21 protein-coding genes are annotated in these 18101 nt (G+C 62.4%); 4 read left to right on the top strand and 17 right to left on the bottom strand.

Translation table 11 applies throughout. The features are described from left to right. Positions 1-22: 22 nt before the first annotated feature. Positions 23-757, bottom strand: a complete 735-nt coding sequence (locus tag SB772_RS31445) for a GntR family transcriptional regulator (protein ID WP_410837049.1) — start codon at positions 755-757, stop codon at positions 23-25. A 375-nt stretch (positions 758-1132) separates the two neighbouring features. Between SB772_RS31445 and SB772_RS31440 the strand changes: the two genes are divergently transcribed. After that, the gene (locus SB772_RS31440; protein WP_410837048.1) at positions 1133-2059 is read left to right on the top strand and encodes a GNAT family N-acetyltransferase; all 927 of its coding nucleotides are present in this window, start codon (positions 1133-1135) and stop codon (positions 2057-2059) included. Positions 2060-2168: 109 nt separating this feature from the next. Here SB772_RS31440 and SB772_RS31435 read toward each other — a convergent pair whose 3' ends face one another. The 6 genes from SB772_RS31435 to SB772_RS31410 form a co-directional block, all read right to left on the bottom strand. After that, complete coding sequence (locus tag SB772_RS31435) at positions 2169-2981, bottom strand: MetQ/NlpA family ABC transporter substrate-binding protein (protein ID WP_410837047.1); 813 nt, start codon at positions 2979-2981, stop codon at positions 2169-2171. Between the two features lie 287 nt (positions 2982-3268). Then, a complete protein-coding gene (locus tag SB772_RS31430; protein ID WP_410837046.1) occupies positions 3269-3886 on the bottom strand; it encodes an SCO family protein in 618 nt (205 codons plus the stop codon). Between the two features lie 4 nt (positions 3887-3890). Beyond that, the gene (gene cyoE, locus SB772_RS31425; protein ID WP_410837045.1) at positions 3891-4796 is read right to left on the bottom strand and encodes a heme o synthase; all 906 of its coding nucleotides are present in this window, start codon (positions 4794-4796) and stop codon (positions 3891-3893) included. Between the two features lie 5 nt (positions 4797-4801). Beyond that, the gene (locus tag SB772_RS31420) at positions 4802-5911 is read right to left on the bottom strand and encodes a COX15/CtaA family protein (protein ID WP_410837044.1); all 1110 of its coding nucleotides are present in this window, start codon (positions 5909-5911) and stop codon (positions 4802-4804) included. 21 nt (positions 5912-5932) lie between these two features. Continuing rightward, on the bottom strand, positions 5933-6595 hold the full coding sequence (locus SB772_RS31415; RefSeq protein ID WP_410837043.1) for an SCO family protein: 663 nt from the start codon (positions 6593-6595) through the stop codon (positions 5933-5935). Positions 6596-6662: 67 nt separating this feature from the next. Further along, positions 6663-7379: an SURF1 family protein gene (locus tag SB772_RS31410; RefSeq protein ID WP_410837042.1), complete on the bottom strand. Its 717-nt coding sequence runs from the start codon at positions 7377-7379 to the stop codon at positions 6663-6665. 111 nt (positions 7380-7490) lie between these two features. Between SB772_RS31410 and SB772_RS31405 the strand changes: the two genes are divergently transcribed. Beyond that, positions 7491-7700, top strand: coding sequence for a twin transmembrane helix small protein (locus SB772_RS31405; protein ID WP_007179452.1), 210 nt, complete (start codon positions 7491-7493; stop codon positions 7698-7700). A 178-nt stretch (positions 7701-7878) separates the two neighbouring features. Here the strand turns inward: SB772_RS31405 and SB772_RS31400 are convergent, their stop codons facing one another. The 8 genes from SB772_RS31400 to SB772_RS31365 all read right to left on the bottom strand — a co-directional run bounded on the left by SB772_RS31400 (position 7879) and on the right by SB772_RS31365 (position 15097). Then, on the bottom strand, positions 7879-8736 hold the full coding sequence (locus SB772_RS31400) for a cytochrome c oxidase subunit 3 (RefSeq protein ID WP_410837041.1): 858 nt from the start codon (positions 8734-8736) through the stop codon (positions 7879-7881). Positions 8737-8867: 131 nt separating this feature from the next. Next, positions 8868-9077 carry a DUF2970 domain-containing protein gene (locus SB772_RS31395; RefSeq protein ID WP_341313338.1) on the bottom strand — a complete coding sequence of 70 codons (210 nt, stop codon included), beginning with the start codon at positions 9075-9077 and terminating at the stop codon, positions 8868-8870. Positions 9078-9109: 32 nt separating this feature from the next. Next, entirely contained in the window at positions 9110-9718 is a 609-nt protein-coding gene (locus tag SB772_RS31390; protein ID WP_410837040.1) for a cytochrome c oxidase assembly protein, read from the bottom strand. 43 nt (positions 9719-9761) lie between these two features. Further along, on the bottom strand, positions 9762-9896 hold the full coding sequence (locus SB772_RS31385; protein ID WP_410837039.1) for a cytochrome oxidase small assembly protein: 135 nt from the start codon (positions 9894-9896) through the stop codon (positions 9762-9764). 109 nt (positions 9897-10005) lie between these two features. Then, entirely contained in the window at positions 10006-11619 is a 1614-nt protein-coding gene (ctaD, locus tag SB772_RS31380) for a cytochrome c oxidase subunit I (protein ID WP_410837038.1), read from the bottom strand. Between the two features lie 44 nt (positions 11620-11663). After that, on the bottom strand, positions 11664-13298 hold the full coding sequence (gene coxB / locus SB772_RS31375) for a cytochrome c oxidase subunit II (protein ID WP_410837037.1): 1635 nt from the start codon (positions 13296-13298) through the stop codon (positions 11664-11666). Between the two features lie 66 nt (positions 13299-13364). Further along, positions 13365-13838 (bottom strand): DUF2244 domain-containing protein, encoded by a 474-nt coding sequence (locus tag SB772_RS31370; protein WP_410837036.1) that lies wholly within the window; start codon positions 13836-13838, stop codon positions 13365-13367. 293 nt (positions 13839-14131) lie between these two features. Further along, positions 14132-15097 carry a methyltransferase domain-containing protein gene (locus SB772_RS31365; protein ID WP_410837035.1) on the bottom strand — a complete coding sequence of 322 codons (966 nt, stop codon included), beginning with the start codon at positions 15095-15097 and terminating at the stop codon, positions 14132-14134. A gap of 83 nt (positions 15098-15180) precedes the next feature. On the opposite strand from SB772_RS31365, the gene SB772_RS31360 reads away from it, so the two are divergent. Together SB772_RS31360 and trmL are read left to right on the top strand one after the other, a co-directional pair. Further along, positions 15181-15975, top strand: a complete 795-nt coding sequence (locus SB772_RS31360; RefSeq protein ID WP_410837034.1) for a phosphoribosyltransferase family protein — start codon at positions 15181-15183, stop codon at positions 15973-15975. A gap of 18 nt (positions 15976-15993) precedes the next feature. Next, positions 15994-16464: a tRNA (uridine(34)/cytosine(34)/5-carboxymethylaminomethyluridine(34)-2'-O)-methyltransferase TrmL gene (trmL, locus tag SB772_RS31355; RefSeq protein WP_410837033.1), complete on the top strand. Its 471-nt coding sequence runs from the start codon at positions 15994-15996 to the stop codon at positions 16462-16464. A 42-nt stretch (positions 16465-16506) separates the two neighbouring features. Here the strand turns inward: trmL and SB772_RS31350 are convergent, their stop codons facing one another. Beyond that, positions 16507-17505 (bottom strand): NAD(P)H-dependent glycerol-3-phosphate dehydrogenase, encoded by a 999-nt coding sequence (locus tag SB772_RS31350; RefSeq protein ID WP_410837032.1) that lies wholly within the window; start codon positions 17503-17505, stop codon positions 16507-16509. Between the two features lie 22 nt (positions 17506-17527). Continuing rightward, positions 17528-17998 (bottom strand): protein-export chaperone SecB, encoded by a 471-nt coding sequence (secB, locus tag SB772_RS31345; protein ID WP_410837031.1) that lies wholly within the window; start codon positions 17996-17998, stop codon positions 17528-17530. Positions 17999-18101 lie beyond the last annotated feature (103 nt).

Here is an 18101-nt window from a genome sequence, read left to right as displayed (position 1 = left end):
CGTGGCCGGTCGAGCCGCCCGCTCAGGTGCGCAATTCAGCGACAAAATCGTAGTAATCGTCGCGGCAATAGGTGTCGGTCAGTTCGATCGCGCGCTGGTCGGCGCTATAGCCGATACGGGTAATGACCAGCAGCGCCGAGCGCGGTTCGATGTCCATCAGCGAGGCGATCTCGCTCGACGCGTTGACCGCGCGAAAGTGCTGCAACGCGCGCACGACGGCGGCGCCGCGTTGTTCGAGATAGCTGTAAAGCGACACGCCGATCGCCAGCGGGTCGGGCACGATAGCCACCGGCAACGCGGAATGTTCGACCGCCATGACGATGCCGTCCGCGCGCCGCAGGCGACGCAGACTCGCGACCGCCGCGCCGGGAGACAGGCCGAGGTGCACCAGCTCGTCGCGGTTGGCAGCGCGGATATCGCGCTCGAGCCACACCGAATCCGGCCGGAATCCGCGTTGCTGCATTTTCTTCGTGAAGCCGGTGAGCCGCGACAGGGGATCTTCGACACGCGGCGTAATGAAACTGCCTGCGCCGCGTGCACGCCGGATCAGCCCTTGCTCGACCAGCAGTTCGATCGCCTTGCGCGCGGTGATGCGCGACACGCCGATCGCGTCCGACAGCGTGCGCTCCGACGGCAGCGCCTCGCCCGCCGACCACACGCCGCAGTGGATCGCCGTCGCAAGATTGCGCGCGAGCTGCAAATAGAGCGGCGTGACGTTGCGGGCGTCAGGCATCAGTGCGGACCAGCGAGTTTCCATGGGGCTCCGGCGGTCGTCTTGAGAAGTGTGGCCTACGAAAACGAGAGCCCATTATATAACCAACATAATACCAGTCAACCAACTGGTCTCATGCTGGTCCGCAGTGCCGGAAAGCCTTACTGGAGGCGCGTTGGACGGCTGTTCCGGGTCCTTTGAAGGTGGGTTTCGGGGATCAGGATTTACCCGTATTCGAGATACCGGAAGGTGCTGAAGCGGTCCGCACGGGTTCTCATCCCGAATGACGGAATCATCGTAAATCGATACCTTTCCGATACCAGTTTGACGCGCTCTCCTTGCCGGGGCGGCTTTTTTAATGGGAGACGTTCCCATATAGTTCTGTGTACCAAGCCAGTAAAAATCCCCGGGGAGCCGCATTTGACTGATTCCGAGGCGCTGCGGCGTGCTCAGGCCGTCCGCCATTTCAATCGCTTCTACACCCAGCACATTGGCGCGCTGCATGAGCGCTTGCCAAAGAGCGCCTTCTCGCTGACGGAAGTGCGTGTACTGCACGAGCTATCTCGCGGACGTGCACAGACGGCCTCGGTGCTCGGGCGCAATCTCGGACTCGACAGCGGTTATCTGAGCCGCCTTCTGACCAGCTTCGAACGGCGCAACCTGATTACGCGGCGGCCGTCCGACACGGACGCGCGTCAGTCGTTGATCGCCCTCACCGACGGCGGGCACGCCGCATACGCGCCACTCGATACGGCGGCAATCGAAGAGGTGTCGGCGGTGCTGAACGGCCTCACGTGGCTCTCCCAGGAGCAGTTGATCGCCGCGATGAAGCTGATCGAGCGGCTGCTCGACCGCAGGCTGCGGCACGAACTCGTGATCCTGCGCCCGCCGCGCGCGGGCGAGTGCGGTTGGCTCGTGCACCGGCAGGCACAGTGGTTCGCTGCGGAATATGGCTGGGACCAATCGTTCGAAGGCTTGCTCGCACGCGTCGTCGCCGATTACTCGCAACGTCACGATCCGGTGCGCGAGATGTGCTGGATTGCCGAGCAGGACGGCATGGTGGTGGGTTCTGTGTGCATCGTCGGGGTCTCGACGACGGTAGCGGGCATGCGGCTTCTGTGGGTCGAACCGGACGTGCGGCGTCTGGGCATCGGCACGCAGCTGATGAGCGAAGGCGTGCGGTTCGCCAGGCGCGCGGGTTACTCCAAGCTCACGCTCACCACCGCCAGCACACTCAAGGAGCCGCAGCGGCTCTGCGAGCGCGCTGGTTTTCAGCTCGCCGGCACGAGCGCGGAGCGGCGTTTCGGCAAGGATCTGACGATCGAGCGATGGGAACTGGCGTTGTAGCCCCGGGCTCGCCGGCGTATGCGACGCACGAACGCGCGGAGGTTCGGTTAAAAAACGCCACGGTTTTCCGTGGCGTTTTTACCTGGCAGCGCAGGTTACGCGCAGTCGCCTAGAACGACGGCACCACCGAACCCTTGAACTGCGTCTTGATGAACTGACGCACGTCTTCCGACTGGTAGGCCGCGACCAGCTTCTTGACCCACGGCTTGTCCTTGTCCTGCGCGCGCACGGCGATCAGGTTCGCGTACGGGCTGCGGATGTCTTCGAGCGTGATCGCGTCTTTGGTCGGTTGCAGGCCGGCGGCCAAAGCGAAGTTCGTGTTGATCGCGGCAGCGTCGACGTCCGACAGCGAGCGCGGCAGTTGCGCGGCGTCGAGTTCGACCAGCTTGATCTTCTTCGGATTTTCAGCGACATCCAGCGCGGTAGCGTTATTGCCGTTCGTGCCTGCGCCGGCCTTCAGCTTGATCACGCCTTGCGCTTGCAACAGCAGCAGCGCGCGATTCTCGTTCGACGGATCGTTCGGCACCGCGACCTTCGCGCCTTGCGGCAGATCCTTCAGCGACTTCAGCTTCTTCGAGTAGATACCGAGCGGCGAGATGTACGTGAGACCGGCATTGACGATCTTGTAGCCGCGTTGCTTGACCTGGCTGTCGAGGTACGGCTGATGCTGGAAGCTGTTGGCGTTGAGGTCGCCCGCGTCGAGTGCGGCGTTCGGCTGCACGTAATCGTTGAATTCGACGACCTTCACGTTCAGGCCTTCACGCTTCGCGACTTTGGTGACGACTTCCCAGATTTGCGCATCCGGGCCGCCGATGGTGCCGACCTTGATGACCTTTTCGTCGGCGTGCGCGCCGAAGCTGGTGACGATCGCCGCGCTGGCGACCACTGCCGAGAGGGCTTTAAGGATGTTCCTGCGCTGCATATGATTCTCGCTTTCTCTGATCGATGTCAGATTCGGGTGGAAGCCGGCGGCAGGTGTTCTGATTTCGCTGCGCCGCCAACTGGACCGCAAATGGTCTCATACGTCCCACGCGAGGGGAAATATCAGGATTGCATATGGTTATGCACTGCATCGGCGCCGTTCACGCGAAACGCGCTCACTGTGTCGCGCAGACGGGGGTGAAGTTGCCGATCCCGGCTTGAGGGTTATCGCGGAAGCGTTTCGAAACGGGCGCGCGGCCGATGCGTGCGCCCAAGCACATCAAAGTATCAACCCAGCAGCAGCTTGATATCGTGAACCCACGGCGTCGCGCCCTGGCCGTCGCGTGCGAAAAGCCGCAGCTTGCCGTCCGGGTCGAACACATAGCTCGCCGCGGTGTGATCCATGGTGTAGCTGTCCGGTGTCTTGCCCGGCACCTTCGCGTAATAGACGCGGAAGTCTTTGGTGATCTTGGTGAGTTGCGCCTGATCGGCCGGACGCAAACCGACGAACGTCGGGTTGAACGCCGGCACGTACTGCGCCAGCAAGGCCGGTGTGTCACGCTCCGGATCGACGGTGACGAACAGCACCTGCACGCGTTTCGCGTCTTCGGGGCCGAGTTCCTTGAGCGCTTGCGAGAGTTCGGCCATCGTCGTCGGGCAGACGTCCGGACAGTGCGTGTAGCCGAAGAACAGCACCACGACTTTGCCCTTGTAATCCGCCATCGTGCGGATTTTGCCGTCCGTGTCGGGCAGCGAGAAGTTGTTGGCGAATTGGCTATTGCCGGTGATATCGACGTTCTGGAACGCCGGCGGCTGCTTGCCGCAGCCGGCTACCAGCAGCGCGCCACCAAGCGCGCAAGCAATCACGGCAGCACGCGCCGTGCGCGCGAAGCGGTCTTTGAGCATGATGTTACGCGCCGATCAGGACGCGCGCATAGTGGTCGATTAATAGCGCGGCGAACAGCAGCGACAGATAAACGATCGAGTAACGGAAGGTTTTACGCGCCAGGTCGTCGGAATATTCCCGATAAATCTTCCACGCATAGGCGAGGAACACGGCGCCTAACAGCACCGCTGCCGCGAGGTACACCACGCCGCTCATGCCGGAGATAAACGGCATCATCGTGACCGCGAGCAGGATCACGGTGTACAGCAGAATATGCAGCCGCGTGTACTTCTCGCCGTGCGTGTTCGGCAGCATCGGCAAACCGGCATTTTCGTAGTCTTTGCGGCGATACAGCGCGAGCGCCCAGAAATGCGGCGGCGTCCACACGAAGATGATCAGTACGAGAATCCATGCATCGCCCGGCACGTGACCGGTGACCGCGGCCCAGCCGAGCGCCGGCGGCATCGCGCCCGAAGCCCCGCCGATCACGATGTTCTGCGGCGTGGCCGGCTTCAGCAACAATGTGTAGATGACCGCATAGCCGATGAAAGTCGCAAGCGTGAGCCACATGGTCAGCGGATTGGCGAACGTGTAGAGCGTCCACATGCCAAGCCCGCCGAGCACGGCCGAAAACAGCAGGATCTGCGTGGTGGTGATTTCGCCGCGCGCGGAAGGCCGCCACGAGGTGCGGCGCATCTTCGCGTCGATTTTCTGTTCGACCAGGCAATTGATGGCGAACGCCGCGCCGGCCAGCAGCCAGATGCCGACGGTGCCGCCGATCAGCACGGTCCACGGCACCATGCCCGGTGTCGCGAGGAACATGCCGATCACCGCGCAGAACACAGCGAGCTGCGTGACGCGCGGCTTCGTCAGGGCGATGTACTGGGAGGCCCGGCTAGCGGGCGTTTGGGAGAGTGTTGTGCTGTCCATGAGGGTCACGCTGGCGCGGCATCGCGCGCAGGCAACACGGCGCGGCCGGGACGGCTATAAGCGATCCGAAAGTTTAACATAATGAGCAGAAGCAGCAGGATCGCGGCGCCACCGTTATGCGCGACCGCGATCGGCAACGGCCATTGCAGGACGATGTTCGACAAGCCGGTAATAAATTGAATCAGCACGACCAGCAGCACGCCGTTCGCCGGCCGCCGCAGCGACTCGAAACGGCGCAGTTTCAGCGCGAACCACACCAGATAGGCGACCACCACGATCGCGAACGTGCGGTGGGTCCAGTGGATCGCAACCAGCGCGTCTTGCGTGATCATGTCGCCGTCGCCGGTCATACCGAGCGCGCGCCACAGATGGAAGCCGTGCGCGAAGTCCATCGGCGGGACCCATTGGCCGTTGCAGGTCGGGAAATCCGTACAGGCGAGTACTGCGTAGTTCGTGCTGACCCAGCCGCCCAAAGCGATTTGCACGACAAGCAGCACGAGGCTCGTGATCGCCGCCGCGCGCCAGCGCGCCGCTTCGGGCTCGTAAGCCGGCAGCGGCGTCTGCCGGGCGGCCAGCCAGCCGAGCGTGCCGAGCAGCGCGAGACCGAGCAGCAAGTGGGTGGTCACGATGACCGGTTGCAACTTCATGGTCACGGTCCACGCGCCGAACGCGCCCTGCACGAGGATCAGCAGCAATAGCGAAGTCGGCCACCAGGGCGAAACATGAAGCGGGCGGCGCTTGATACGTGCGGTCCATGCGATCAGCGTCTGCGCAATGATCAGCACGCCGATCGCCATGGCGAAGTAACGGTGGATCATCTCGATCCAGGCCTTCGTCATGCTGACCGGCCCGGTAGGCATCGCCTGATGCGCGGCGGTAATCGCCGCATGCGCGATGAACGGTGATGAGGTGCCATAGCAGCCCGGCCAGTCCGGGCAGCCGAGGCCGGAATCGGTGAGGCGCGTGAAGCCGCCGAACATCACCAGATCCAGCGTCAGGAAGGTCGTAAGCCAGACCAGCTTGCGGAATTTGTTGTCGTCGGCCTTGACCCATACATAGGACAGCGGCAACAACGCGATACACAGGCCGATCAGAGCCAGTTGCAGTACGAACATCTCTCTACCCTTGTTGCGGCATCAGCCGATGCTCGACCATTTGAGCAGCTTCGTCACGTCGCCCTTGATTTTGCTCGGGTTCGGATCTTTCGGGAAACGCATCATCAGGTTACCGTTCGGATCGACCATGTAGATATGGTCGCCGATTTTGTTGCCGTTGGCGGTGGGCAGCCACGCGGACACCTGCGCCGGGTCGGCGATCAGCATGTCGGTGTCGGGATAGGCCTTTTGTATCACGTCGGCAACGTTGCCTGCATCGGTGCGCAACCACACCTCGACGACGCGCTCGCGCTCGGGACCCTGGGCTGCGCGGATTTGTCGCATGAAGTACAGCTTGGTGACGCAAGCTTTGTCGCACGCGCTGCCGTCGACCGAGATCAGCAGCCAGCGACCGCGAAGCGAAGCGAGCTTGAGCGGCTTGCCGTCCTCGCCGGTCACGACGAGCGACTCGGGGATCGGCCGCTGCGGCTCGACCAGCGTGCCGTAGCTCGTGCTGCCGCCGCTCGGCTTGATCACGTAGTACGTGAAATACGACACGACGATCGGCGCGGCGCAGATGAGCGCCAGCAGCAGCAGCATCCAGCGGCCGCGCTTCCACGATCCCTCGCCATTCGGTTGGCCGGGAATCACTTTCGGTGCAGCGGGTTTGCCGGCTTGCGGCGAACGGGGAGATTGCGTCGACACTACAGGACCTCTATCAATGATTGCGCGGTTTCGGCGGCGCATAGGCCGGGCAACCGCGCGCGATGCATTACACGCTCGGCGCGTGCTCTTTCTTTGCTGCGCGGCGCGCGGCGTACAGACCAAAAACCAGCGCCGCGACCGCCATGCCCCACCACTGGAACATATAGCCGTAATTGCGCTCGACGCCGCTCGTCGGCGCCGGCCAGTCACGCACCAACTTGTCGCCGTCGTCGCTCAATTGCTGGATCACGAACGATTGCAGCGGCAAACCGGTTTCCGCGGCGTAGGCGGTGGTATCCAGATTCTGGCGGATCGGCTGATGCGCGGCCGAACCGCCCTGCCCCAACTCGAATGCGCGCGAGGCATCGGCCCGCGCAATGCCTTCGATTTCGATTTCGCCTTGCGGCGTGGTGTACGGCGCGATGGTCTCGCGATTGTTCACGTTACGCGGCAGCCAGCCGCGATTGACCAGCACGTATCCGCCGCCGGCCAGTTTAAAAGGCATCACGACATAAAAGCCCGGCTGATCGTTATACGGACGATTATCGAGGTAGACGACTTTGTCCGCGACGAAGCTGCCGCGCGCCTGCACGCGATGGAATTCGATGTCCTTCAGTTCGACCGGCGCGGCGCCGACCATCTGCGCGGGCGCGTTTTCGAACTGCGTGATGCGTGCTTCGAGTGCTTCCTTCTGATGCGCGCGATCGCGCTGCCAGAAACCGAGCCGCAGCGTCACCGCAATGACCAGCAGAATCAATAGCGCGGGAATCCAGCGGATCTTCATCGAAAGCACCCCGCCGCAGCTTGCGGCACCGCCTGGAACACACGGCAGACGTGGACGCGCGGTGCGATAATAACTGTTTCGCTTCGGCGCTTTCCGGTTTCAGTTGGATCCATGCACATTCTCGTTCCCATCGCCTTTGTCCTGATCATCGCCAGCATGGTGTCGGCGCTGTACTTCATGATGCATGACAAGGGCAAAACCAAACGAATGGTTTGGTCGCTCGCCACGCGGGTGGGCCTGTCGATCTCGCTATTCCTGTTCATCCTGTTCGCACACTGGATGGGCTGGATTCAGTCGACCGGTATTCCTTACGGGCGTTGAGCGCTGCGCAAATAATCTGCTTCATCAAGCAAAACGCCGCCCTGACAGGGTCGAGGGCGGCGCTGCATAGATCTTGCATACTGCTCGTGCGCAGCGCCCCTGAAGAGCCTTGCGCGAACGACCTGCACATTCCAGGTAACCGATTCCGGGTAACCGGTACGACGCAGGCCAGACTGCGTTATAGCCAGTACACGACGACGTACAACCCGAGCCACACGACGTCCACAAAGTGCCAGTACCAGGCAGCGCCTTCGAACGCGAAATGATGCTCTGCTGTGAAATGCCCGCGGATCATCCGCACCAGCACCACCGCCAGCATCGTGCCGCCGAGGAACACGTGGAAACCGTGGAAGCCCGTCAGCAGGAAGAACGTCGAACCATACACACCCGAGGACAGCGTCAGGTTCAGTTCGTTGTACGCGTGGAAGTATTCGAAACCTTGCAGGAACAGGAAGGAGACGCCGAGCACGAGCGTTGCGGCCAGCCAGGCGATTGCCTTCTTGCGATGATCTTCGCGCAGCGCGTGGTGCGAAACCGTCAGCGTGGCGCCCGACGAAAGCAGCAGCGCCGTGTTGATGGTCGGCACCGGCCACGGCTGCATCGACTTGAAGGTCGACACCAGCGCGGCCGGACCGTTGTTCGGCCACACCGCCGAGAAATCCGGCCAGATCAGCTTGTAGTCGAGGCTGCCGAGCTGATGAAGCGCGATCTCACGGGCATAGAACAGTGCACCGAAGAATGCGCCGAAGAACATCACTTCGGAGAAGATGAACCAGCTCATGCTCCAGCGATACGACTTGTCGACATTTTTGCCGTACATGCCGCCTTCCGATTCCGCGATCGCGTCGCCGAACCAGTGCCACAACGTATAGAGCAGCCACAGCAGACCGACGACGACGCCGATCGGCGCCAGACTATGGTCATTGATCCAGGCCGCAAGCGATCCGAGCATGACCAGCAATCCGACCGCGGCGCTGATCGGATGCCGCGACGGATGCGGTACGAAATAGTACGGGCTCTCGTTTTGACCGCTCATTCTTGATTCTCCACTTCAGTCCAGTTGTTCCGGAATCTCCGGCTGTATCTTCTACGGCGCGTCGATACCGCACCGCTTCACTCTAATTCGTGGGCTTTGCTCCACCCTGCACTACTCGCCTGCCGGCAGCCTCAACCCACTACGGCGTGCACGATCAGGATCAGCACGCCGATCAGGATGGCTACGCTGATCAGCGCTGCTGCAACCACATGCAGCGGGTTCAGCTGCGTCGCATCCGCTTCCAGATCGCGCCGCTTGCGCACCCCGAAAAACGACCAGAACACGGCTTTCATTGACTGGCCGAAACTGCTCTTGCGCGGGCCGCCGCTGTTATCGCTCATACGTTTTGATTCCTTCGCCCGTGGCAACGCCGTCAGGCGGGATTGGCGGTGGTTGCCGCCGTCCTGCCCGCGGGTGCCGCGGTACCGGCCGCCGCCGGCGTGTTCAATTCAAAGAACGTGTACGACAACGTGATCGTTTTCACATCCTTCGGCAATTTCGGATCGACCACGAACACCACTGGCATCCGCTTTGTCTGATTCGCCGTCAAAGTTTGCTGCGTAAAACAAAAACATTCGATCTTCTTGAAGTACTCGGTCGCCTGCTTCGGCGCGTAGCTCGGAATGGCCTGCGCCTGAATCGTGCGTGCCTGTTCGTTGCTGAGCTCGTACATCACCGTCGTCACTTCGCCCGGATGCACGTCCAGACTACGCTGCTCCGGCTTGAAACCCAGCGGACCGCGCGCGTTCGCATCGAATTCGATCGAAATCGTGCGGCTCATATCGACCTGCGTGTTCTTCGCCTCGCGCACCGTTGCATCACGCTGCACAAGGTTATTGATGCCGGTGATCTGGCAGATCGCGCGGTACATCGGAACCAGTGCAAAACCAAACCCGAACATCATCAGCGCGACGACGAAGAGCTTGATCAGCATCGAACGGTTAAAAGAGCGGTCGGCCTGAGCCGGCGGTTGCCTCGACATCTCAATCCTCAACAAACCTGCACACAGGACTCGAACGGCCGTGTCAGGAGAACCACCACTGCTTGATGATGACGCTCGCGAAAAAGACAGCAGCAATGGCGAGCATCACAAAACCTGTCCGCTTGTTGCTCGCGCGAATCTGTTCCGGCGTACGTCTTTCCTGTGGATTGCGCGTCATGCTCGACTTTCCGAATACTTTCGTGACTACCAGGTTGCAGCCACCGCTGGGGTGGCTGCCCGGTTCCGGCAGCACTGCTGCAGGAACCGTTAACTTCACCGAATGCTGATTACTCGACGGTCGGCGGATTTTCGAACGTGTGGAACGGAGCCGGGCTCGGCACAGTCCATTCGAGGCCCATTGCGCCATCCCACGGCTTGTCGCCCGCTTCTTCAAGCTCGCCACCGCCACGATAGGCCGGCAGCGCGACCGCGAACAGGAAGTAGACCTGTGCGAGACCGAAGCCGAATGCACCGATCGTGATGACCTGGTTCCAGTCGGTGAACTGCGCCGGATAGTCGGCGTAACGACGCGGCATACCTGCGAGACCGACAAAGTGCATCGGCAGGAACGCGAGGTTGAAGAAGAACATCGACGCCCAGAAGTGGATCTTGCCGCGCGTTTCGTTGTACATCCAGCCGGTCCACTTCGGCGCCCAGTAATACCAACCGGAGAACAGCGCGAACAGTGAACCCGCAACAAGCACGTAGTGGAAGTGCGCCACCACGAAATAAGTACCGTGATACTGGATATCGAGCGGCGCCATCGCGAGCATCAGGCCCGAGAGGCCACCGAACGTGAACACCAGCAGGAAGCCGACCGCGAACAGCATAGGCGTTTCGAAGGACAGCGAACCGCGCCACATGGTTGCGACCCAGTTGAACACCTTCACGCCCGTCGGCACTGCAATCAGCATCGTCGCGTACATGAAGAACAGCTGGCCCGTTACCGGCATGCCGGTTGCGAACATGTGGTGCGCCCAGACCATGAACGACAGAATCGCGATCGACGACGTTGCGTACACCATCGAGCTATAGCCGAACAGCGGCTTGCGCGAGAACGCCGGGATCACCTGCGAAACGATCCCGAACGCCGGCAAGATCATGATGTACACCTCGGGGTGCCCGAAGAACCAGAAGATATGCTGGTACATCACCGGGTCGCCGCCGCCTGCCGCGTTGAAGAACGACGTGCCGAAGTGGCGATCGAACAGCACCATCGTAATCGCGCCTGCCAGAACCGGCATCACGGCGATCAGCAGGTAAGCGGTGATGAGCCACGTCCACACGAACATCGGCATCTTCATCAGCGTGAGGCCGGGCGCGCGCATGTTCAGGATCGTCACGACGATGTTGATCCCGCCCATGATCGACGAAGCACCCATCAAGTGAACCGCGAAAATCGCGAAGTCCATGCCCGGGCCCATCTGCGTGGACAGCGGTGCGTACAGCGTCCAGCCTGCGGCGGTCGCGCCGCCCGGCGCGAAGAACGAACCGACCAGCAGAACAGCAGCCACCGGCAACAGCCAGAAGCTGAAGTTGTTCATCCGCGCGAAAGCCATGTCCGATGCGCCGATTTGCAGCGGCACCATCCAGTTCGCGAATCCGACGAACGCCGGCATGATCGCGCCGAACACCATGATCAGGCCGTGCATGGTAGTCAACTGGTTGAAGAACTCGGGACGCATGATCTGCAGACCCGGCTCGAACAACTCGGCACGGATCATCAGCGCCATCACGCCCCCGGAAAGGAACATGGTGAACGAGAAGATCAGGTACAGCGTACCGATGTCCTTGTGATTGGTTGCGAACAGCCAACGACGCCAGCCGTGCGGCGTTTCGTGGGCATGGTCGCCGTGCACGTGCTCGTGGCCCGCGACTACATCGTGTCCAATGCTAGACATTACAATCTCCTAATGCGAATACTGCGGTGCTGACCATGAACACGTCAGGCAGCCGGACTGATCTGAACACGCCGGGCTTCTTTCGCGTCGGTGCCGCCCGTGATCGTTTCCGGCTTCTTCAAAATAATGTGGTCTTCGGCGATGCCGGCTGCTTTCAACGCGTCGCGCACGGCTTCGGCGCGGCTCTTCGCGAGCTTCGCGTTGATGTCGGCCGAACCGGTGGCGTCGGTGAAACCCGACAGCGTGAATTTCGCGTCCGGATGCGCCTTCGCATAGGCCGAGGCTGCGTCGACGGCTGCTTTCGCGTCGGCCGGCAGCGTGCTCTTGCCGGTCTCGAAGTAGACGTTTGCCGGCAATGCCGCGGCGTTGTCCGCTCCGGCCGAAGCCGTGTCGGCGCCCGAGGCTGGCGCTGCACCCGAAGCTGCCGCTGCACCCGAAGCCGCGGTCGCGCCGCTAGCCGCTGCGCCCGCGTCGGCCAGATGGTTGCCGCCTTCCGGCAGTTTGCCGTTACGGGCGTCCACAACCTGCTTCGGCTGGAGAAGATCGCCGGTGTGGTTGCCCCAAGAATTACGTTCGTACGTGATGACCGAGGCGATTTCGACGTCGTTCAACGTCGGCGCCCACGACGGCATCGCGTTCTTGCCCTTCAGCACCAGGCTCACGTGCTCGGCGAGCGGGCCGTTGGCGATCTTGCTGCCGTCGATCGCCGGGAATGCGCCTGCGCCCTTGCCGGTCGGCTGGTGGCAGACCGCGCAGTTGGTTGCATACACCTTGCCGCCGCGCTCCATCAATTCTGCGAGCGTATAGGTCTTGTTCGGATCGTCCTGGCCGGCGGCCATTTTCTTCTTCTGCGTATCGACCCACTTCGCGTAGTCGTCAGCCGACAGCACCTCGACCACCACCGGCATGAATGCGTGTTCCTTGCCGCACAGTTCGGTACAGAAGCCGCGGAACGTGCCGACCTTGTCGGCCTTGAACCACGTGTCGCGCACGAAGCCCGGAATCGCATCCTGCTTCACGCCGAAAGCCGGCACGTACCAGGAGTGGACCACGTCGTTCGCGGTGGTGATGATGCGGATTTTCTTGTCGACCGGGACGACGAGCGGATTGTCGACTTCCTGCAGGTAGGTGGTGGAAATCGGCTGGCGGCCGTCGGTTTCCGCACGCGGCGTGGCCAGCGTGGACAGGAAGTTGATGCCTTCGCCCGGGCCCTTCACGTAGTCGTAGCCCCATTTCCACTGGTAGCCGGTGACCTTGATGGTGACGTCGGCGTTGGTGGTGTCCTTCATCGCGACGACGGTCTTGGTGGCGGGGAGCGCCATCAGCACGACGATGACGAACGGCACGATCGTCCAGATGATTTCGACGGTGGTGCTTTCGTGGAAGTTAGCAGCCTTGTGACCTTTCGATTTGCGGTGGGCAAAGATCGAATAGAACATCACAGCGAACACGCCGATGAAGATCACCGTGCAGAGAACCAGCATGAACATGTGGAGGCTGAAGAGCTCCTCAGCGATTTTTGTCGCAGGCGGCTGGAGATTGATCTCGTTGACGGCAGGGCCGCCCGGAACATCGCCCACTGCCAGGGCGGCACCGGCGAAAAGCAGTCCGCTCATCGCCAGCACACCCATGAGGGCTCGCTTGATTGTTTTCATAGCTTCCTTACCCAAAATTTCCATTCAAACCCTCGACCCCGCTGGCAGGCTGCCCCGCGCTCCCCGTGAACGCCGCGCGCCTCGACGCGTCTAACAACGCGCGAGCCACATACGCAATTCGCCTGCGAACTGCGCGCGCCGATACTGCGCGAGATGTTGCCCGATCATGATCGTCTGGCCGCGCGAGACCAGTTTGATCTGGTCACGCGGCGTTGCGCCCGCCTCGATCCGCACCCAGCGCGGATTGAATTCGAACTGCGTGAGCTGCTCCGCGCTGACCTGCTCGATAACGAGCCGGTTCTGAAACAACCGGATGCGCTCGTAATCGACAGCATGGCGCGCATATATGGCAAACGCGATGCCCACCGCCAGCAATTCAATACCGGTGAACGGCAACACCAGCCAGGCGCCGACCAGAACCAGCATGAAAGCAATTGCCAGCGAGAACAATGCAAGCGACACGTAGAAACATACGAACTGTCGCGGCGATATCGAACAGTTCCGTTTCATCGTCCAGTCTTTGAGTACCGGTTCTGAATTCGCCAACAGATCTGATGCATCCATCGCTGCCTCCCGCGAATCGCCGCCCGCGGCCACGCTTGCGACCACTGCTGCCGGCCGCTCAATTACCGCCGCGTCACCCTCATCCTGCAGCCCTGCGCCTCGGGCCTGTCGCCCCAAATGTGGGAACTCCGGGCGACAAACTGACGCATTATAGGCGCGATCCATAGCATCCACAAGCAAGCCTCTATTGGCTCACAAGCCAGGCGCGACAAGCCTCCGCGCCGTTTTGACGTACCATCCGGGCGTCTTTCGAAGCGGTAATTTCAGACATAACAGATGTCCTCTTTACCGCTTCAACGATTCTTCGGCAAGCCTCTTCCGATATCCTCGATCCGCACGATCCCATGCCCCTCTGCTGTGGTACGCGGCACGGCTTTCCATGCGTGCCCGTAGATCACTTCGAAGGTCAGCGCGATCGTGCCGTCGGCACGCCGCCGGGCTTCGAGCGCCGCCAGCAAAGCCCTGTGCAGCCGGCGCGCAGACGAATTCGACGGCGCTTCGCGCTCGAACGGATACGCGCCCCAACGGCGCACGTCCGCGAGCAGCGACTCGGGCGTCTTATAAGTAATAGTCAGCGTTTCCTGGTCCATCACGGGGATTTCGAAACCGCTCTCGACCAGCATGTCGCCGAGATCGTGCATGTCGACGAAGTCGATCACATGCGCGCGCGAGCTCACGCCGTGCGCGGCCTCGACCTCGGCGTACGCACCGCGCAATTCTTTCAGCGTGTCGGGGCCGAGCGTGCTGAACATCAGCAGGCCGTTCACTTTCAGCACGCGCTGCCACTCGGGAAACACGAGATCCGGCCGCGAATGCCAGTGCAGCGCGAGATTGGACCAGATGAATTCGAAGGCGCCGGCAGCGAACGGCAGCACGGAGAAGTCGGCCTGCGCAAATCGCGGACCGCGCGCGCCGAGCGCCTTGCCAAGCGTTGCCGGCAGAAAGCGGCGCCAGCTCGTGTCGCCGGAATCGTGTCGCAGCGCGCGGCTGAGCATGACGTGCGACAGATCGGCGCCGAACACGGGCGCCTCGGGAAAGCGTTCGCGCAACGCGGGAATGTCTTCGCCCGCGCCACAGCCCGCGTCGAGCACGCTCGCCGGCGTGACCTTGATGTAGTCGAGACGCTCGCGCATGCGTTGTGCGATTTCGCGCGGCAGGAAGGCGACGTCGTCGAAGGTCGCTGCACGGCGGTCGAAAATCCGCCTGAGGCGCCGGGAATCATAGGCCGGACGGCCAGATTGAGCGGGAGTTGGGGACATGGGTGTCATACTGGCGAAGAGCCCGAAGTATACTCGCTCGCTTCCTTCCCTTCAGCGTGAAAGCCTTCGCGGGCAGTCCAATCGTGCCATTTCGCATTTTTTCTTCGTCTCCCGGCGGCCCGACCGCACGTTTCGCGCGTTTTGCGCGCGGCTTGCATTCGGCATGGCCGCACGTGGTGCATGCCGCGCTGCCGAACCTGTGCGCACTGTGCGGCAATTTGTCACATAGGACGTTTTGCGCCGGTTGTGACGAAGCGTATTGGAATGAAAGCAGATTGCGTTGCACGGTGTGCGCCGTTCCGTTGCCCGGAACGCGGCACGCGGGTCGCGCGCACTATCGGTGTGCGGATTGCATCGGTGAGCCGCCGCCGTTCGATGCCACCTTTGCGCTCGCCGACTACCGCGCGCCGCTCGACACCCTCGCGCTCGGTCTGAAATTTCGCGCTCGGCTCATGCTGGCGCAAGAATTTGCGCAGCGCCTCGCGCACCTTGCGGAGGACTTGCTAACCGATCCGTCGGCATGGCCTGACGTGATCGCGCCCGTGCCGCTCGCGAACAAACGCCTGGCCAAACGCGGCTACAACCAGGCGTGGCAAATCGCCAAACCGCTGGCCCGCGCGCTGAAGGTTCGCAGCGATGCAACCCTGCTGCATCGGCTCGTCCATACCGCGCCGCAATCGCGGCTCGACCTCGACGCGCGCCGGCTCAACGTCGGCCGCGCATTCCACGTCGCGAAACCGGTGCGGGGTCTGCACGTCGGCATCGTCGACGATGTGATGACGACCGGCGCCACACTCGAAGCGCTGGCGCGCACACTGAAGGCAGCCGGTGTGCGGCGCGTCAGCAACTTCGTCGCTCTGCGCACGCCGAAAAACTAGTCTCCACCTGAAACCATCATGTTCAATGTCGTTCTCGTCGAACCGGAAATTCCGCCGAACACCGGCAACGTCATCCGCCTGTGCGCCAACACCGGCGCGCGGCTGCATCTGGTCGAGCCGCTCGGCTTTCCGCTCGACGACGCCAAACTGCGCCGCGCCGGTCTCGACTATCACGAGTACGCGCAAATGAACGTGCACGCCGATTGGGCCGCGCTCATCGCCAGGGAATCGCCCGATCCGGCGCGCATGTTCGCGTTCACCACGCGCGGCTCCGGCCGCTTTCACGAGCACACATTTCAATCCGGCGACTGGTTCGTCTTCGGCGCGGAAACGCGCGGCCTGCCCGACACCGTGCTCGATCAATTCGCCAACGAGCAGCGGGTGCGTCTGCCGATGCGGCCGGACAACCGCAGTTTGAATCTGTCGAACACGGTCGCGGTCGTGGTGTTCGAAGCGTGGCGTCAGACCGGCTTCGAAGGCGGCGTCTGACGGCGCTTCAATTCGGCTTCGCAGTGCGCGAGCAGCGCCGTCTTATTCGGCTTTCGAATCGCGCCGCAGCAGGGCGCTGACGGCGTCACGCGGGGCCACGCCGTCGAACAGCACGGCACAGACCGCCTGAGTGATCGGCATCTCGATCGCATGCGCGCGAGCGATCGCCAATACAGCTTGCGCACAACGCACACCTTCGGCCACGTGACCGAGGCCGCCGAGAATATCGTCGAGCGTGCGGCCCGCGGCAAGTTGCACGCCGACCGTGCGATTGCGCGACAGATCGCCCGTCGCGGTCAGAATCAGATCGCCCAGCCCGGTCAAACCGGTGAACGTTTCCGCCCGTCCGCCGAGCGTCACGCCGAGACGCGACATTTCAGCCAGGCCGCGCGTGATCAGCGCCGCGCGTGCATTCAGACCGAGGCCGAGGCCGTCGGCAATACCCGTCGCGATCGCCAGCACGTTCTTCACCGCACCGCCCACTTCCACGCCGACGACGTCGTCGCCGGTATAGATGCGCATGGCGCCGTGATGGAACGCGGCGACCGTGCGCTCGCGGCAAGCCGCCGATGCACTCGCGATCGTCAACGCGACCGGCAGGCCCTGCCCGACTTCGCGCGCGAAGCTCGGACCGGACAGCACGCCGTTGCTGCCGTGCCCCGGCAATTCGACGGCGACCACCTGATGCGGCAACAACTGCGAGTCGGCCTCGAAACCTTTGCACAACCACACCACATGCGCCGGCACTTTGCCCGCGTCGCGCATCGCCCGGAACAGACCGCGCAGACCGGCCACGGGCGTCGCGACGACACACAAGGCGTCGTCGACCAGCGCGTGATCGAGCGCAGCGCTTAAGTCCGCTTCATAGCGCAGCGCCGACGGCAAGGCAACGCCCGCCAGATAGCGGGCGTTTTCATGCGAAGTGGAGAGATCGGCAACGAGCGCGGAGTCGCGCGCCCACAACACCGTGTCGTGCCGCACGGCCAGATGGCCGGCGAGGGCTGTGCCCCATGCGCCGGCGCCGAGAACGGCGACCTTCATAGCCGGCACCGCGCGCGACGCGTTAATGCGTGACGCCGTGTTGCGCCGCGCCATCCTGGCCGCCCATCTGCGCGAGACGCTGCTCGTACAGGGCCTGGAAGTTGATTTCGGCGAGGTGGATTGGCGGGAAACCGGCGCGGGTGATCGCGTCGGCGATGTTCGAGCGCAGGTACGGGAACAGGATCGTCGGGCAAGCAATGCCGACCAGCGGATCGATCTGTTCAGCCGGGATGTTGCGGATGTCGAAAATGCCGGCTTGCTTGGCTTCGATCAGGAACGCAACCTTGTCCGACACCTTGGCCGTCACGGTGCCCGTGACGATGATTTCGAACACGGTGTCGGCTAGGCGCTCAGCCTTCACGTCGACTTCGACTTCGACCGACGGCATTTCCTGCTCGAGGAAAATGCCCGGCGAATTCGGCTGCTCGAGCGACATGTCCTTCAGATAGATGCGCTGGATATTGAAGAACGGCTGGTTATTCTCGTCGGACATGATTGGATGATTCCCTGATTTATATACATGGCGGCGGCCCATTCGTTCACGGACCGCCAGATCGTTGCAGCGCATCGCCGCCCTTGCAGGGACGCCGACGCGC

The organism is Paraburkholderia sp. SIMBA_030 (assembly GCF_046535245.1).
Classification (GTDB): Bacteria; Pseudomonadota; Gammaproteobacteria; order Burkholderiales; family Burkholderiaceae; genus Paraburkholderia.
The sequence above is the reverse complement of the archived record's forward strand: the minus strand, read 5'-3'. Positions and strand labels throughout refer to the sequence as shown.

Excerpts from the sequence above, each read along its gene's own strand:
- SB772_RS31445 (WP_410837049.1), bottom strand. The coding sequence starts at position 757 with ATGGAAACTCGCTGGTCCGCACTGATGCCTGACGCCCGCAACGTCACG.
- SB772_RS31435 (WP_410837047.1), bottom strand. The coding sequence starts at position 2,981 with ATGCAGCGCAGGAACATCCTTAAAGCCCTCTCGGCAGTGGTCGCCAGC.
- SB772_RS31430 (WP_410837046.1), bottom strand. The coding sequence starts at position 3,886 with ATGCTCAAAGACCGCTTCGCGCGCACGGCGCGTGCTGCCGTGATTGCT.
- cyoE (WP_410837045.1), bottom strand. The coding sequence starts at position 4,796 with ATGGACAGCACAACACTCTCCCAAACGCCCGCTAGCCGGGCCTCCCAG.
- SB772_RS31420 (WP_410837044.1), bottom strand. The coding sequence starts at position 5,911 with ATGTTCGTACTGCAACTGGCTCTGATCGGCCTGTGTATCGCGTTGTTG.
- SB772_RS31410 (WP_410837042.1), bottom strand. The coding sequence starts at position 7,379 with ATGAAGATCCGCTGGATTCCCGCGCTATTGATTCTGCTGGTCATTGCG.
- SB772_RS31405 (WP_007179452.1), top strand. The coding sequence starts at position 7,491 with ATGCACATTCTCGTTCCCATCGCCTTTGTCCTGATCATCGCCAGCATG.
- SB772_RS31400 (WP_410837041.1), bottom strand. The coding sequence starts at position 8,736 with ATGAGCGGTCAAAACGAGAGCCCGTACTATTTCGTACCGCATCCGTCG.
- SB772_RS31395 (WP_341313338.1), bottom strand. The coding sequence starts at position 9,077 with ATGAGCGATAACAGCGGCGGCCCGCGCAAGAGCAGTTTCGGCCAGTCA.
- SB772_RS31390 (WP_410837040.1), bottom strand. The coding sequence starts at position 9,718 with ATGTCGAGGCAACCGCCGGCTCAGGCCGACCGCTCTTTTAACCGTTCG.
- SB772_RS31385 (WP_410837039.1), bottom strand. The coding sequence starts at position 9,896 with ATGACGCGCAATCCACAGGAAAGACGTACGCCGGAACAGATTCGCGCG.
- ctaD (WP_410837038.1), bottom strand. The coding sequence starts at position 11,619 with ATGTCTAGCATTGGACACGATGTAGTCGCGGGCCACGAGCACGTGCAC.
- coxB (WP_410837037.1), bottom strand. The coding sequence starts at position 13,298 with ATGGAAATTTTGGGTAAGGAAGCTATGAAAACAATCAAGCGAGCCCTC.
- SB772_RS31370 (WP_410837036.1), bottom strand. The coding sequence starts at position 13,838 with ATGGATGCATCAGATCTGTTGGCGAATTCAGAACCGGTACTCAAAGAC.
- SB772_RS31365 (WP_410837035.1), bottom strand. The coding sequence starts at position 15,097 with ATGTCCCCAACTCCCGCTCAATCTGGCCGTCCGGCCTATGATTCCCGG.
- trmL (WP_410837033.1), top strand. The coding sequence starts at position 15,994 with ATGTTCAATGTCGTTCTCGTCGAACCGGAAATTCCGCCGAACACCGGC.
- SB772_RS31350 (WP_410837032.1), bottom strand. The coding sequence starts at position 17,505 with ATGAAGGTCGCCGTTCTCGGCGCCGGCGCATGGGGCACAGCCCTCGCC.
- secB (WP_410837031.1), bottom strand. The coding sequence starts at position 17,998 with ATGTCCGACGAGAATAACCAGCCGTTCTTCAATATCCAGCGCATCTAT.